Source organism: Nocardiopsis sp. iso_25 (assembly GCF_056173305.1).
The window spans coordinates 2,014,721-2,029,841 of sequence record NZ_CM149667.1 but is presented as its reverse complement, the minus strand read 5'-3'; the positions used below and the strand labels follow the sequence as shown (position 1 = coordinate 2,029,841).

Genomic DNA, 15,121 nt, shown 5'->3' with positions numbered 1-15,121 from the left:
TCGGTCAGGCGCCCGGGCGCCGCCGGTGAACATACTGGTGCCATGACCGAGCCCACCCCGGGCCGGGACCGCCTGCGCGAACTGCTCGACGCGGTCCTGGACGAGGAGAACACCCGCCTCACCGACATGGCGGACCACGCCTTCGCCTCACCGTTCCACTTCACCCGCAGACTGACCCGCGACACCGGGGAGTCACCGGTCGCGCTGCGCCGCCGGGTGCTCCTGGAGCGCGCGGCCTGGCAGATCAGCCGGGGCAGCAGCGTGACCGACGCCGCGTTCGCCGCCGGATACGAGTCGGTCGAGGGGTTCACGCGCGCCTTCGGACGCGCCTTCGGGCATCCGCCCAGCGCCACCACGGCGGGCAGCGGCACGTGGCTGTCCGCGCCCAACGGCATCCACTTCCACCCGCCGATCCACCTGTGGATCGAGGACAGGCCCAAGGAGCGGACCGGCATGGACCTGATCGCCCTCCAGGTCCACCACGACGTGGACGACACCGCCCACCTGATCCGCCTCGCCGGACGGCTGTCCGAGGAGGCCTACCGGCGGGTGCGGGCCCCCGGCCAGACGGTCCTGGAGTGGGACGGGCCGGAGGAGTCCGTGGCCGCCGTGCTCGACCACCTGGTCCGGACCAAGGAGTCGTGGCTCGCCTCGATCGACGGCGCCGACCTGCCCGAACGGGGCTCGGACGACCTGGAGGCGCTGGCGGAGCGGCACACGCGGGCGGGGGCCCGCTGGATCGCCGCGGTCGACGACATCGGGCGCCGGGACGCCTGGGGCGACCGGCTGATCGACGCCCTGTGCGACCCGCCCGAGAGCTTCGTGCTGGGCAGCGTCGTCGCGCACGTGCTCACCTTCTCCGCCCACCGCAGGCAGCTCGTGCGCCACATGCTGCGCGCGGAGGGCATAAAGGTGGACCACGGCGACCCCATCGAATGGCTTCAGAACCGACACCACGACGGAGGTACACGATGAGCAGGACGGTCTACAACACAGCGACGAGCCTGGACGGCTTCATCGCCACCGAGGACCACTCCCTGGAGTGGCTGTTCGCCGCCGACGGGGGCGATGCCCTGAACGAGACCGAGATCTTCGTCCGCGAGGCGGGCGCGATCGTGTCCGGCGCGGGCACCTACGAGTGGATCCTGAAGCACGAGGGCGGTGATCCCTGGCCCTACCGGGTCCCGACCTGGGTGCTCACCCACCGGGACCTGCCCAAGGTCGAGGGCGACGTCCGCTTCGCCAGCGCCGACACCGACCAGGAACTGCGCGACCTGCACGCGGAGATGGTCGAGGCGGCCGGGGGGCGCGACGTGTGGGTGGTCGGCGGTGGCGGTGTCGCCGCGGACCTGGCCCGGCTCGGCCTGCTGGACGAGGTGGTCGTGTCGGTCGCGCCGGTCACCCTGGGCGCGGGCTCACCCCTGCTGGCCGGACGCGTGGACCTTAAGGTGCTGGACGTGCACCGCGCCGGTGACTTCGCGTGCATGCGCTACGAGGTCGTCCGTTCCTGACCCCGCGGTGCCGGGGCCCGCCGCCACCGGCCGGGCCCCGGCACCGCTCCTCACCTTCGGGCACGGACGGGTGTTCCCGCCCCGGGGACGCGCACTCCCCCTGCGCCGACCCTCAGACGCCCTCCAGCTCGCGCAGGCGCGCTGCGGCGTCGGCGATCTCGTCCTCGGTGAACACCGCGACGCCGCCGTCCGCGAGCAGGCGCGCGGTGACCCCCTCGCCGGGCACCCTGTTCCCGCCGAAGGCGCCGTCGTAGACACGGTGCACCCCGCAGGAGGGGCTCGACTCCTTGAGCACCGCCACCGCCACGCCGTGCGCGCGGGCGGTGGCCAGCGCCGCCCGGGCGCCGTCCACGAAGTGCGCGGTCACGTCCCGCCCCTCGGGGGTGAGGATGCGCGCGCGGCCCGCGAGCACGTCGGCGGCGGTCGCGCCGGGCTCGATCTCGGCGGGCGGCCGGGGCACCGGGAGGCCGCCCGCGACCTCCGGGCAGTGCACCACCAGGCGGCCCTCGGCGCGCCAGCGGGCGACCACGTCGTCCTCCACCGGTTTGGCGCGCCCGTCGTAGCGCACCCGGCGTCCCATCAGACACGCGCTGACCAGCACCCTGCGCATGGACTCCCCCTCTCGGCCGCCACCACGCTACCGGGGCGGCGACACGGGCAGAGCCCGCGCTCTCGTCACCCAGGGTGATTAAGTGGGTACAACAGGACCGCTGGGCAGCGAGGGGGAGACTTGAACGAGCCGCAGGGGCGGACGGCCCTGGCCACGGACCGCAGGGCGACGCGCAAGGCCGTGGTGGCCGCGGCGATCGGCAACGCGACCGAGTGGTACGACTTCGGCGTCTACAGCTACCTGGCCGTCACGATCGGCCTGGTGTTCTACCCGGAGCAGACCCAGGGCACCCAGCTCATCGCCACCTTCACCACCTTCGCCGCCGCCTTCCTGGTGCGGCCCCTGGGCGGGCTGTTCTTCGGCCCCCTCGGCGACCGGATCGGCCGCAAGCGCGTCCTGGCCTTCACGATGCTGCTCATGGCGGTGAGCACGTTCTCGATCGGGCTCATCCCCTCGGCCGCGAGCATCGGCTTCGCCGCGCCGGTGCTGCTGCTGGTCGCGCGGATGCTCCAGGGCTTCTCCACCGGCGGCGAGTACGGCGGCGCCACGACCTTCATCGCCGAGTACGCGCCCGACCGGCGGCGGGGCTTCCTGGCCTCCTGGCTGGAGTTCGGCACGGTCAGCGGCTACGTCGGCGGCGCCACCGTCGTCACGGTGATGACCCTCCTGCTCGGTTCGGACACCATGCAGGACTGGGGGTGGCGCATCCCCTTCCTGATCGCGCTGCCGCTGGGCGCCATCGGCCTGTACCTGCGGGTGAAGCTGGAGGACACCCCGGTCTTCGAGCAGAACACCGAGGGCTTCGCCAAGGACTCCCACGGAGGGCACCGCGAGGGGCAGCTGCGGGCGACGGTCGTGGACCAGTGGCGCCACATCCTGCTGTGCGTGGGCCTGGTGATGGTCTTCAACGTCAACAACTACGTCCTGACCGCGTACATGCCCACCTACCTGGAGGCGGAGCTGGGGTACGGCCCCACCACGGCCCTGGTCCTGACGCTGGCGGCGATGGTGCTGATGCTGTTCACGGTGACCGGGTTCGGGCACCTGAGCGACCGTGTGGGGCGCAGGCCCGTGCTGCTCTCGGGCAGCCTGTTCTCGATCGTGCTGGCCCTGCCCGCGTTCTGGCTGCTGCAACAGGGCGGCCTGTGGACGGTGGCCCTGGGCATGGTGGTGCTGGCGGTGACCCTGGTGCACTTCTCCGGCGGCGCGCCCGCGGCGCTCCCGGCGTTCTTCCCCACCAGCGTCCGCTACGGCGCGCTGGCCATCAGCTTCAACGTATCGGTGGCGCTGTTCGGCGGCACCACACCGCTGATCGCCGAGGCGCTGGTGCAGGCCACCGGAAGCCTCTACGCGCCGGCGTGGCTGGTGATGGTCGCGGGTGTGGTGGGGCTGGCGGTGGTGTGGCGGATGAAGGAGAGCGCGAACCGCCCGCTGCCCGGCGCCCCCGCGATTCCGGTCCCCGGGGAGGAGGCGGGCCGACCGCCCCGCGACCGCGAGGGGGGACCGGCGGGGAGCCGCCCCACGCAGGGCAACGTCCGCCGCCTGCGCGGGGAGGCCTGAGCCCAGCACGGGGAATCCCCCTCGCTGCCCCAGCGCCCGGGCGGCGGCACGCACGGAGGACCCGTCCCGCTCCAGGACGGAACCGCCCCCGAGGAGTCCGCGGGAACCGGAGCGGGGGCGCACGCGTCCCGCGGCGCGGCTACCCGGCGCCGTCGGGCGGGGCCCCCGCGTCGCCGTCGACATGCTGCCGCAGTACGTCCATCAGGGCAGAGGAACCCTGGAGGTTCTCCATGAGCCGGTCGACCGTCATGAGGGCGATCCCCTGTTGGGGGTCCCCGAGGACCAGCAGCTTGTCTCCGGGGGCGATGCCCAGGTCGCGGCGGGCCTTGGCCGGAATCGCGATCTGGCCGCGTTCGCTGACCGTCACCGCGCCGTAGAAACCCCGGCCGCCGGGTCCGTAGGAAGCGCCGTCCCGCTCCGCAACCACCTCGCCACCGCCTTCCCGTACGTGTTCCGCACAGCGTACCAAGCAGGCCGTGTCCGTTTACGGCCATGATCACGAGACACACGCAATACATGATTTACATGTAATAGCATGTGGATTGCCCCCCAAAGAGGAGAAGCCGTGACCGCTCCCGCATCCCGTGCGCTCGCCCCGGACCTGGCCAGGGGCGCCATGCTGCTGGCCATCGCCTGCGCCCACGCCCCGCTGTTCGTCCTGGCCGTCGAGCGCGGCCCCGCCTTGGCCAACGGCGCCGCGCTCGTCCTGCACGAGCTGTTCGTGGGCAACCAGGCGCGCCCGATGTTCGCCTTCCTGTTCGGTTACGCCCTGACTCAGACACTGGACCGGCGGGTCGCACGCGGGGCCGACCCGGCCGACGCACACGCCCTGCTGCGCCGCAGGGGCTGGTGGCTGCTGGCCTTCGGCCTGGTCCACACGCTGATCGCCCCCCTCGACATCCTCGCCGCCTACGGCCTCGCGTCCCTGCTACTCATGGGTCTGCTGCGGGCGCGCTCGGCGACCCTGCTGCGGGTTGCGGGCCTGGCCCTGGTGCCCGGCACCGTGCTCTCGGCGGTTCCCCTGGTGCTGGCCCTGTCCCAGGGTGTCTCGACCTTCGACATCGGTTCCGTGGCCACGCCGCCCGGGTCCGACCCCGGCACGCTCTACCTGGAGCGCCTCCCCGGTGCTCCCTTCGCCCTGGCCATCGGGACGGTGCTGGTCGCACCCGCGGTGGTCGCGGGCATGTGGGCGGCGCGACGCCGCCTCCTGGAGGAGCCCGAGCACAACCGAGCCCTGCTGGTGCGCGCGGTCGTTCTCACCACGGCGGTCTCCGTCGCCGGGGCGCTTCCCTCGATCCTGGTCCAGACGGGCACGTGGAGCGCTCCCTCGGCCGCGGCGCAGTGGAGCACAGCCCTCCTCCAGCCCCTGACGGGCTACTTCGGCGGTGTCGGCATGGCCGGGATCGTCGCGCTGGTCGCGATCCGGGCGTCACGCGGCCGCGGCACCCTGACCACCGCCGTGCAGGCCCTCGGCCAGCGCTCCCTCACCTTCTACCTGCTCCAGAGTGTGGTCTTCCTGGCGGTCTTCTCCCCGGCGGGCTTGGGATGGCAGGACCGACTGGGACTGGCGGGAGCCTTCGGTGTGGCCGCCGCGACCTGGCTGGCGTCACTGGCCGCGGCCGACCTGATGCGGCGCGCCGGCCGCCGCGGCCCGGCGGAGGGCCTGCTGCGCCGCCTCACCCGCCGCGCCGCTCCCCGGGACCCGCGGCAGGCACCCTCATCGGCCTGAGAACACGGAGAAGGGGGCTCCCCCGGCGGGGAGCCCCCTTCCTCGTGCCGTGGCCGGAGCGGTGCGGCTACCGGCGGCGGTGCTTGCGGTCCGGACGCACGCTGCCCTTGGAGGCGCGGCCCTGGACCCCGCCGCCCTTCTTCTCGCGGATGCGCATGCTGATGTGCACCGGGGAGCCCTCGAAGCCGAAGTCCTCCCGCAGGCGCCGCTCGATGAAGCGGCGGTAGTTGTCCTCCAGGAACCCGGTGGTGAACAGGATGAAGTGCGGCGGACGCGAACCCGCCTGCGTCGCGAACAGGATCTTGGGCTGCTTGCCGCCGCGCACCGGCGGCGGGGTGGCCGCCACCAGCTCCTTGAGCCAGTTGTTGAGCTGCCCGGTCGGGATGCGCTGGTTCCACCCGCTCAGGCTGGTCTCGATCGCCGGGACCAGCTTCTCCATGTGGCGCCCGGTCTTGGCCGAGACGTTCACGCGCGGAGCCCAGGAGACCCGCGCCAGCTGGCGGTCGATCTCCTTCTCCAGGTAGGTCCGGCGCTCCTCGTCGAGGATGTCCCACTTGTTGAAGGCCAGGACGAGGCCGCGGCCCGCCTCCACGACCTGCTCGACGACCCGGATGTCCTGCTCGGCGAGGGGCTCGCTGACGTCCATGAGCACCACGGCGATCTCGGCCCGCTCCAGGGCGCTGCCGGTGCGCATGGTGGCGTAGTAGTCGGCTCCCTGGAGGGCCCGGAACCGGCGGCGGATACCGGCGGTGTCGATGAACTTCCAGGTCTTGCCGCCCAGCTCGATCAGCTCGTCCACCGCGTCGCGGGTCGTGCCCGCCACGGCGTCGACGACCACCCGGTCCTCACCGGCGAGGCGGTTGAGCAGGCTGGACTTGCCCACGTTGGGGCGGCCCAGCAGCGCGATGCGCGGCGGGCCGTCCTCGCCCTCGTCCTCCTCGCCCAGGGGCTGCTCGGGGAACTCGGACACGAGCGCGTCCAGCAGGTCGCCGGTGCCGCGGCCGTGCAGGGCGCTGATGGGGAAGGGCTGGCCCACGCCGAGCTGCCACAGGTCGAGGGCGTCGGCCTCCTGCATGCTGCCGTCCACCTTGTTGGCGGCCAGCACCACGGGGCGCTTGGTCGAGCGCAGGACGCGGGTCACGGCGGCGTCGGCGTCGGTGACGCCCACGGTCGCGTCGACCACGAACAGGATGACGTCCGCGGTCTGCGCGGCGTACTCGGCCTGGCGGGCGACCATGGCGGCCAGGCCGCTGACGCTGGTCTCCCAACCGCCGGTGTCCACCAGGGTGAACCTGGTGTTCTGCCACTCGGCGTCGTAGGCGACCCGGTCGCGGGTCACGCCCGGCACGTCCTCCACCACGGCCTCACGGCGGCCGATGATGCGGTTGACCAGGCTGGACTTGCCCACGTTGGGGCGTCCGACCACGGCCACCACGGGGAGGGCGGCGGGCTCTTCGGAGTCCGCTCCCCCGTGGACGACGTCGGAGATGTCGAAGTCACTCATGTACTGCTCCCGGTTCTGGATCCCCGCGCGCCCAGGATGCGTGCCGCGAGGATGCGAAGGTCCGACCCGCCCCGGTGTCCCGGGTCGCGCGGATCGACGCGGGCGCCGACGGCGCCCGTGTACTGGCCACGGGGAGGAACCCCCGCGGATGTCGTTGTGTTCCCTGAAAAGGGCTGTCGGGGACGAATGTGTCCGGTGTTACGGTCGCGGGGCGCACCGTCCGCCCGTCGCGGCGGCGCCCGGCCGTGCGGGCCACCCGTCGGCCGGAACCCGGCGGCGCCCGACCCCGCGGGTCAGCGGCCGCGGGTCTCGTCGGCCAGCTTGACCACCAGGGCGACGACCTCGTCCAGGGTCAGCCCGCTGGTGTCGAGCTCGGTGGCGTCCTCGGTCTGGCGCAGCGGCGAGTGCGCCCGGCTGGAGTCCAGCGCGTCGCGCCGGGCCAGGTCGGCCTGGGTGGCGGCGACGTCGGCGCTGCGGACCTCCTTGCTGCGGCGCTGGGCGCGGGCCTCGGGACTGGCGGTCAGGAAGAGCTTGACCGGGGCGTCGGGGGCGACGACGGTCGTGATGTCGCGCCCCTCGACCACGATGCCCGTGCTCTCGGCCCTGGCGGCGGCGATGATCTCGCGCTGGGTGCGCACGAGGCGCTCGCGCGCCGCGGGCACGGCCGAGACGGCGCTGACGTTGGTGGTGACCTCCCTGCCGCGGATCTCGGCGGCCACGTCGCGGCCGTCCACCGCCACGGAGGGCGCGTCGGGGTCGGTGCCCATGGTGATGACGGGGGTGTCGACGAGGGCGGTCACGGCGTCGGCGTCGTTGACGTTCACGCCCTGGGAGAGCATCCACCAGGTCAGCGCGCGGTACATCGCGCCGGTGTCGAGGTACCGCAGCTCCCGCGCCCTGGCCACGCCCCGGGAGGTGCTCGACTTGCCCGACCCGGAGGGACCGTCGATCGCGATGACGATGCCCTCGGTGCTGCCCTGCGCGCTCACTGCCGTTGACTCCCGCTTGCGTTCACTGTTGCCGACGCCCAACCCTACCCGTGGCCCGCGCGTACTTGGCGCGTAGTACGTGCGCAGGTGTGCATGGGTGTGCGTGGGCATGCGCAAATGTGCGTAGGTGTGCGTAGTGCGTGCGTGAATGTGCGCAGGTGTGCGTAGCACGCACCGGCACCGGTGAGGTGCGGCCCCGGTGTCCGCCCGTGGAGACCGGGACCGGGCGGACCGGAACCGGGACCGGCGGGACGCGGGGGTCCTGACCTCCGGACCAGCCGGTGCCGGTACTCGAACCCCGCCGCAAGCGCACGAACACCGCGAAGGATGCTCAGAGTCCCGGATGCACCGACCAGCCGTCGGCGGCCAGCACCCGCGCGAGCGTGTCCACCGCCTCGGGCAGCACGTACAGCTGAGCCACACCCAGCGGCAGGCCGGGCGTGTGCTCGATGCGCACGTCCTCGATGTTGACCCCGGCCTCCGCCGCCGCGGCGAACAGGCGGCCCAGCGCACCGGGCTCGTCGGGGATGACCACGGGCATGACCGTGTAGTCGGGCAGCCGTACCGTGCCGTGCTTGCCGGGGATGCGGCCCTGGCCGGACCTGCCGCGCTCCAGCAGGTCGCGCACCGGAGCGAGGTCGCGGTCCGACGTCTCGCCCGTCCCCGGCGGATCCGCCAGCGCTCGCAGGGCGTCCGCGGTCGCCGCGAGGTCGGCGGCCACCGCGTGCAGGACCTCCGCGACCGGGGCGGCGTTGTGCGTGAGGATCTCGGACCACATCGCGGGGTCGCCGCCCGCCACCCGGGTGACGTCGCGCACGCCCTGTCCCGCCAGGGTCAGGGCGGCGTCGTCGCCCGAGAGCAGCCGGGCCGCCACCGCCGAGGAGGCCACGTGGGGGGCGTGCGAGACCAGCGCCACCGCCCGGTCGTGCGCCGCCGCGTCCAGCACCAGCGGGTCCGCACCGCACATGCGGGCGACCTCGGCGACGACGGCGACGGCCTGCGCCTCGGCCTTGCCGGTGGGGCACAGCGCCCACGAACGGCCCAGGAACAGGTCGGCGCGCGCCGCGCCGGGGCCCTGCTTCTCCCTGCCGCCCATGGGGTGCCCGGCCACGAACGTGGCCATGTCGCAGCCCAGCCGCTCGGCCTCGGCCAGCACGCTCGCCTTCACGCTGGCCACGTCGGTGTAGACGTGGGCCAGGCCCCGGTCCTGGGCGCGGCGCAGCACGGAGGGGATGACGGCGGGCGGCGCGGCGATGACCGCGAGGTCGGCCGGGGCCGAGGTCGGGTCGTCGGACTCCTCAAGGGGGTGCCCCGCGCCCAGGTCGCAGGCCAGGCGCAGGGAAGCGGCGTCGGGATCGGAGAGGGCGACGTCGACGCCGCGCGAGCGCAGGGCGAGCGCCACCGACGTGCCGATGAGTCCCGTGCCGACCACCGTGACCCGGCGCACCGGGAGCAGCTGCTCCCCGTCCCCGCGCACACCGCCGCTGTCGCCCACTGTTCCCCCGCCTCCGACGTGTTTCCGTTACCCCCAAGCCTACGACCTGCCCGGAGACCGACGGAGACCGTTACTGGGCGATGTCCAGCCGCAGCGCCTGGGCACCGCGCAGGTAGACGTGCTGGAGCTCCGAGCGCGGCCGGTCGGTCTCCACGTGCGCCATGAGGCGCACCACGCGCGGCAGGGCGTGGGGGACGGCGATCTCGGTCGCGCACATCAGCGGGACGTCGGAGAAGCCGAGCTTGCGCGCGGCCAGCGCGGGGAACTCGCTGTTCAGGTCGGGGGTGGCGGTGAACAGCACGCTGATCACGTCGTCGGTCTCCAGTGAGTTGCGCCGCATCACCTCCGAGACCAGTTCGGCCGTGGCCTCCAGAACCTGCTCGCGTTCGTCCGCGTCGACCTGTACCGCACCGCGGATGGCCCGTACCGCCACGTTCGATCCCGCCTCGTCCTCGTTCAGCGTGCCGTGCCCGGGAAAGGGGAACGGCGGCCGCCGCCCGGTGTCCGGGCAGGCGACCGCCGTCAACTGTATCTACAGGCCCGCGGCCTCGTAGAGTTCACTCACCTCGCGCGAGGTGAGCGCCCGCATCGTGCCCAGTTTGAGGGCGTTCAGGTCGATCGGGCCGACCTGGGTGCGGGCGAGGTCGGCGACCGGGTGGCCGACGGCCTCCATGAGGCGGCGCACGATGTGCTTGCGGCCCTCGTGCAGCCGGATCTCGACGAGCGACTTGGGCGGGTCGTTGTCGACCACGCGGAAGGAGTCGACCTCGACCGGGCCGTCGTCCAGCTCCACGCCCTTCTGTACCTCGCGGACGACGCGGTGCGGAACCGGGCCGGGCACCTTGGCGATGTAGGTCTTGACGACCTTGTACCGCGGGTGGGTGAGCCGGTTGGCCAGCTCGCCGTCGTTGGTCAGCAGGATGAGGCCCTCGGTCTCGGTGTCGAGCCGACCGACGTGGAAGATCCGCTCCTCGGTCTGACCGGTGTAGTCGGCCAGGGTGGGGCGGCCCTCGGGGTCCCACATGGTGCTGACGACGCCGCGCGGCTTGTTGAGCGCGAAGTACAACTTGTCCGGGGCGGTGACCACGCGCATGCCGTCGACGCGGATCTCGGAGGACTCGGGGTCGACCCGGGCGCCGAACCTGCGCACTACCTGGCCGTCCACGCTGACGCGTCCGGCCGCGATCATCTCCTCGCTGGCCCGGCGGCTGGCGACCCCGGCCGCGGCGAGCGCCTTCTGGAGGCGGATGCCGTTCTCGACGTCGGTGTAGGTGTCGCGCGCCTCGTCGGCGCGGTCCTCGTCCTTGGGGTCGTAGTCGGCGCGCAGGGCGTTGAGCCGCTCGCGTGCCGCCTTGGAGAGCTGGTTCTCGCTCGTGACGCGCCTGGCGCCGGAGCGGTCGCCGCCGGGACGGTCCCCGCGGTCCTCACGGGGCTCGCGGTCGCGGAAGTCGCGCCCGCCACCGGGACCACGGCTGTCGCGCCCGCCGCGGTTGTCGCGGTCACCGAAGGAACGGCGGTCGTCACGCCCGCCCCGGCTGTCCCGGTCGCCGCGGAACCCGCCGCGGTCACGGTCGTCACGGCCGCCGCCGGGGCCGCGTCCGCCACGGTCGTAGGAGCGGCCGCCCGAACCGCGGTTGTCGCGGTCACCGAACGAACGGCGGTCCTCGCGGTCACGGAAGTCACGGCCACCACCGGGACCACGCCCGCCACGGTTGTCACGGTCCTGGAAACGACCGCCCGAACCGCGGTTGTCACGGTCACCGAACGAACGACGGTCGTCCCGCTGGCCGTCACGGCCACCACGGTTGTCGAAGGAGCGGCGGTTGTCGCGGTCGCCGCGGAAGCCGCCGCGGTCACGGTCATCACGACCGCCCCGGAAGTCGCGGCCACCACGGTCGTCCCGGCCACCCGAGAACGAACGGCGGTCCCCACCGTCACGGAAGTCACGGCCACCGCCGGGACCACGGCTGTCACGTCCGCCGCGGCCGTCGCGGTCACCGAAGGAACGGCGGCCGTCGCGGTCACCGCCGAAGGAACGGCGGTCGTCGCGCTGACCGTCGCGGCCGCCGCGGAAGTCGCGCCCGCCGCGGTTGTCCCGGTCACCCCGGAAACCACCGCGGTCGTCGCGGCCGCCCGGGCCCCGGTCGTTCCGGAAGCCACCGCGGTCACGGTCATCGCGACCGCCCGAGAAGGAACGCCGGTCCCCACCGTCACGGAAGTCACGCCCGCCGCGGTTGTCCCTGTTGTCGCGGTCACCGTAGGAACGGCGGCCGTCGCGGTCACCGCCGAAGGAACGGCGGTCGTCGCGCTGACCGTCGCGGCCGCCGCGGAAGTCGCGCCCGCCGCGGTTGTCCCGGTCACCCCGGACGCTACCGCGGTCACGGTCGTCACGGCCCCGGGGGCCGCGGTCATCCCGGTGACCGCCGCGGGAACGGTCGTCCCGGCGGTCCCGGCTGTCGCCGCGGCCCTGTGCGCCGCGCTTGTCGTAGTCGCCGCGCTCACCGCGCGGGGCGTCGTCCCGCGCACCGCGGGAACTGTTGTTAGGTGTGCTCACCGGTGTCGTCTAGACCTTCGATGTCGTCGGGGAGGAACGGCGCCAGATCAGGCAGCTCGTCGAGGCCTCGCAGGCCCAACCGTTCCAGGAAATAGGAGGTGGTCCGATACAGCAGCGCACCGGACTCGGAGTCGTGTCCGGCCTCTTCGATCAGGCCCCTCAGTACGAGGGTACGCATAACCCCGTCGCAGTTGACACCGCGCACGGCGGAGACCCTGCCACGGGAGACCGGCTGTCGGTAGGCCACCACCGCCATCGTCTCCAGTGCGGCCTGGGTGAGCCGCACCTCCTGCCCCTCCCGGAGGAAGTGCTCGACGACGTCGGCGCATTCGGGCCGCGTGTACACACGCCACCCCTCGGCCACCGCCCTCAGGTCGAAACCCCGGCCCTGCTCGGTGTATTCCCGCGACAGCGACTCCAGCACCCCGACGACCACCGTGACGGGCACGTCCATGGCCCGCGCCAGGTCGTACTCCGACACCGGCTGGTCCACCACCATCAGCACGGCCTCCAGGTCGCGGCGCAGGGTGGCAGGGGCGTCCCCGGCCGCCTCCACGACTACTCCGGCCGACTCACCGCCGACCGCCCCCCGGGCCACCGTGTCCCCCGCCGCCGGGCCCTCCGCTGTCGGATCCTGCGCCGTGTCCCGGACGCTCATGCGCGCTCCTCCGTCTCCCCCGGCCCGCTCCCACCGCCGGTGTCACCGGCGCCGTCGGCCTCGTCGTACTCGCTCTCCAGCTCGACCTCGCCCTCGCCGCCGGTCCAGGAGACGAGCAGCTCCCCCAGAGGTTCGGGCTGGTCGAAGCCCACGTTGGCGGCCCGGTACAGCTCCAGCAGGGCGAGGAAGCGGGCGATGACCTCGAAGGTACCGGTGCAGGCCGCCGTGAGCTGGGCGAAGGTCAACCGCCCGTGCTCGCGCAGCTCCGCGACCATCAGCTCGCCCTGTTCCTTGACCGACGTCTTGGCCTGGTGGATGTGGGTGACCGGGACGCTGGGCGGCTCCTTGGGCGTGAAGACCATCCCCGCCAGGGCCGCGAACTCCTGGGGGCCCAGTTTGAACAGCACGTCCGGCCGCAGCCCGGCGAAGCGCTCCTCCAGCGGGACGGCGCGCGCGTAACGGCGCCCCTGCGCGGCCAGCCGCGCCCGCATGAACGAGGCGACCTCCTTGTAGGCGCGGTACTGGAGCAGCCGGGCGAACAGCAGGTCGCGGGCCTCCAGCAGGGCCAGGTCGGCCTCGTCCTCGACGTCGCCGCGCGGCAGCAGGCGCGCCGCCTTCAGGTCCAGCAGGGTCGCCGCGACCAGCAGGAAGTTGCTGGCCTGGTCCAGGTCCCAGTCGTCGCCGTGCGCCCGGATGTGCGCGATGAACTCGTCGGTGACCTTGGACAGCGACACCTCGGTGATGTCCAGCTTGTGCTTGGAGATCAGCCCGAGCAGCAGGTCGAAGGGCCCCTCGAAGTTGTCGAGGTGCACCTGGAAGGCGTTGTCGTCCACCTCCGCGACGGTGTCCGCCGACGTTCCCTCAGCCCCCATGGCACCGGCCCCGCGTCGTCTTCCTCATGAGACAAGGGTGTCACCGGCCAGAACCCGCCGGTGACACCCGTGGCACCTCCGTCGTCGCACCGGCACCCCCTCCGGTACCGGTGCGCGTGCCCTCAGTCCTCGGTCAGCCTGCGTACCAGCATGCTGGCCGGTCCGTGCTCCTCGAAGTCCGCCAGCAGCACGGCGACGGCCTCGCGGACGAGACGGCCCCTGTCGGCGGACAGCCCGTGCTCGGCGCGCAGCGAGAGCCGGGTCTGTTCCAGTGCCAGCAGTTCGGGCCCGGAGATGTAGACGGTGATCTTCTCGTCGTGGCGTTGGCGCCCGCTCGGTTTGGGCGCGCGCGCCGCCTTCACGGCGGACGTGCCCCTGGTGGTGCCGTCGGAGCGCGACGGCGCCTCGCTCCTGCTGCCCTGCTCCGGTGCCTTGTGCTGGCGTTCGGTCTCTTCCGGCACCTCCTCGGTGCCGCTGGGACGGAAGAACAGTTCGTCCGCCCCGGGTAGGGTCACGCGCCGTGACCGCTGAGAGGCCACCTCGCCAGCACCTCCTTGGCCAGCTCCCGGTAGGCGTTGGCCCCGGCCGAGGACGAGTCGAACCTGGTGATGGGCTCGCCCGCCACGGTGGCGTCGGGGAAGCGCACGGTGCGGTTGATGACCGTGCCGTAGACCTTGTCCCCGAAGCCGTCGATGATCGTGGACAGCACCTCGCGCGCGTGGAGCGTGCGCGGGTCGTACATGGTGCCCAGGAAGCCGTCGATGACCAGGTCCTCGTTCAGCCGCTCCTGGACCTTCTGGATGGTGTCCATCAGCAGAGCCACACCGCGCAGCGCGAAGAACTCGCACTCCAGCGGCACGATGACGCCGTCCGCGGCGGTGAGCGCGTTGACGGTGAGCAGGCCCAGCGAGGGCTGGCAGTCGATCAGGACCACGTCGTAGTCGTTGATGACCGGTCTCAGCGCGCGGCCGAGCATCTGCTCGCGCGCCACCTCGCCGACCAGCTGCACCTCCGCGGCCGACAGGTCGATGTTGCTCGGGATCAGGTCCAGGCCGTCGACGTCGGTCTTGAGCAGGACGTCCTCGACCGTCACGTCCCGCTGCATGAGCAGGTTGTAGACGGTCAGGTCCAGTTCGCGCGGATCGAGTCGGCCCAGGCCGACGGAGAGGGCGCCCTGCGGGTCGAAGTCGACCAGCAGCACCCGTCTTCCGTACTCGGCGATGGCGGCGCCGAGGTTGATCGTCGTGGTGGTCTTGCCGACCCCACCCTTCTGGTTACAGAGTGCTACAATCCGTGCCGGGCCGTGTTCATCTACGGGCCCGGGCTCCGGATAGGCTCGCTCGGGTCTTGAGGTGTGCAGGTTAGCCCCCGTGTTGCGTGTCGTCCCCCACGGGTTGGTCACCGGGTCGGCGAGCTCCCCCTCGCCGACAGGTGCGGTGTTCGCAGCCTCGTTGTCCCAGTTCACAACCCTTGACCTCCCCTACGGATCGGCCACGGCTAGGGATGCCGCGCGCCCCTGTCCCTGGCCGCCGTCGGAAACTCAATATGTCGACAGCAACGTACCTCCGCGCGGCGACTCTAGAACGCCGACACGACGCACATCAACAAAACGTACGGGTAGAATCCCACGCCTGCGCCC

15 protein-coding genes are annotated in these 15,121 nt (G+C 72.7%); 4 read left to right on the top strand and 11 right to left on the bottom strand.

Translation table 11 applies throughout. From position 1 onward, the window contains the following. Positions 1–42: 42 nt before the first annotated feature. Both AC0VX6_RS08835 and AC0VX6_RS08830 read left to right on the top strand, forming a co-directional pair. The gene (locus AC0VX6_RS08835; RefSeq protein ID WP_475468055.1) at positions 43–975 is read left to right on the top strand and encodes a helix-turn-helix domain-containing protein; all 933 of its coding nucleotides are present in this window, start codon (positions 43–45) and stop codon (positions 973–975) included. Then, positions 972–1,511: a dihydrofolate reductase family protein gene (locus AC0VX6_RS08830; RefSeq protein ID WP_274976993.1), complete on the top strand. Its 540-nt coding sequence runs from the start codon at positions 972–974 to the stop codon at positions 1,509–1,511. Before AC0VX6_RS08835 ends, AC0VX6_RS08830 begins: the two co-directional genes overlap by 4 nt. A gap of 112 nt (positions 1,512–1,623) precedes the next feature. Here the strand turns inward: AC0VX6_RS08830 and AC0VX6_RS08825 are convergent, their stop codons facing one another. Continuing rightward, positions 1,624–2,121 carry a 2-thiouracil desulfurase family protein gene (locus AC0VX6_RS08825; RefSeq protein WP_475468054.1) on the bottom strand — a complete coding sequence of 166 codons (498 nt, stop codon included), beginning with the start codon at positions 2,119–2,121 and terminating at the stop codon, positions 1,624–1,626. Positions 2,122–2,241: 120 nt separating this feature from the next. Between AC0VX6_RS08825 and AC0VX6_RS08820 the strand changes: the two genes are divergently transcribed. Next, positions 2,242–3,681, top strand: a complete 1,440-nt coding sequence (locus AC0VX6_RS08820) for an MFS transporter (RefSeq protein WP_274976991.1) — start codon at positions 2,242–2,244, stop codon at positions 3,679–3,681. Between the two features lie 139 nt (positions 3,682–3,820). Here the strand turns inward: AC0VX6_RS08820 and AC0VX6_RS08815 are convergent, their stop codons facing one another. Then, the gene (locus AC0VX6_RS08815) at positions 3,821–4,108 is read right to left on the bottom strand and encodes an AbrB/MazE/SpoVT family DNA-binding domain-containing protein (protein ID WP_274976990.1); all 288 of its coding nucleotides are present in this window, start codon (positions 4,106–4,108) and stop codon (positions 3,821–3,823) included. Positions 4,109–4,246: 138 nt separating this feature from the next. On the opposite strand from AC0VX6_RS08815, the gene AC0VX6_RS08810 reads away from it, so the two are divergent. After that, positions 4,247–5,410: a DUF418 domain-containing protein gene (locus AC0VX6_RS08810; protein ID WP_274976989.1), complete on the top strand. Its 1,164-nt coding sequence runs from the start codon at positions 4,247–4,249 to the stop codon at positions 5,408–5,410. A 67-nt stretch (positions 5,411–5,477) separates the two neighbouring features. Here the strand turns inward: AC0VX6_RS08810 and der are convergent, their stop codons facing one another. The 9 genes from der to AC0VX6_RS08765 all read right to left on the bottom strand — a co-directional run bounded on the left by der (position 5,478) and on the right by AC0VX6_RS08765 (position 14,947). Next, positions 5,478–6,914 (bottom strand): ribosome biogenesis GTPase Der, encoded by a 1,437-nt coding sequence (gene der, locus AC0VX6_RS08805; protein ID WP_274976988.1) that lies wholly within the window; start codon positions 6,912–6,914, stop codon positions 5,478–5,480. Between the two features lie 293 nt (positions 6,915–7,207). After that, the gene (gene cmk, locus AC0VX6_RS08800) at positions 7,208–7,903 is read right to left on the bottom strand and encodes a (d)CMP kinase (RefSeq protein ID WP_274976987.1); all 696 of its coding nucleotides are present in this window, start codon (positions 7,901–7,903) and stop codon (positions 7,208–7,210) included. Positions 7,904–8,234: 331 nt separating this feature from the next. Next, complete coding sequence (locus AC0VX6_RS08795) at positions 8,235–9,398, bottom strand: prephenate dehydrogenase (protein ID WP_475468053.1); 1,164 nt, start codon at positions 9,396–9,398, stop codon at positions 8,235–8,237. A 70-nt stretch (positions 9,399–9,468) separates the two neighbouring features. Beyond that, positions 9,469–9,831, bottom strand: coding sequence for a chorismate mutase (gene aroH / locus AC0VX6_RS08790; protein WP_013152028.1), 363 nt, complete (start codon positions 9,829–9,831; stop codon positions 9,469–9,471). 99 nt (positions 9,832–9,930) lie between these two features. Beyond that, positions 9,931–11,952: a pseudouridine synthase gene (locus tag AC0VX6_RS08785; protein WP_475468052.1), complete on the bottom strand. Its 2,022-nt coding sequence runs from the start codon at positions 11,950–11,952 to the stop codon at positions 9,931–9,933. After that, a complete protein-coding gene (scpB, locus tag AC0VX6_RS08780; RefSeq protein WP_475468051.1) occupies positions 11,939–12,610 on the bottom strand; it encodes an SMC-Scp complex subunit ScpB in 672 nt (223 codons plus the stop codon). Before scpB ends, AC0VX6_RS08785 begins: the two co-directional genes overlap by 14 nt. Further along, on the bottom strand, positions 12,607–13,482 hold the full coding sequence (locus tag AC0VX6_RS08775; RefSeq protein ID WP_274976983.1) for a segregation and condensation protein A: 876 nt from the start codon (positions 13,480–13,482) through the stop codon (positions 12,607–12,609). The genes scpB and AC0VX6_RS08775 overlap by 4 nt, the downstream gene beginning before the upstream one ends. 122 nt (positions 13,483–13,604) lie before the next feature. Continuing rightward, a complete protein-coding gene (locus AC0VX6_RS08770) occupies positions 13,605–13,997 on the bottom strand; it encodes a hypothetical protein (protein ID WP_475468050.1) in 393 nt (130 codons plus the stop codon). Beyond that, complete coding sequence (locus AC0VX6_RS08765; RefSeq protein WP_274976981.1) at positions 13,994–14,947, bottom strand: ParA family protein; 954 nt, start codon at positions 14,945–14,947, stop codon at positions 13,994–13,996. Before AC0VX6_RS08765 ends, AC0VX6_RS08770 begins: the two co-directional genes overlap by 4 nt. Positions 14,948–15,121: the final 174 nt, after the last annotated feature.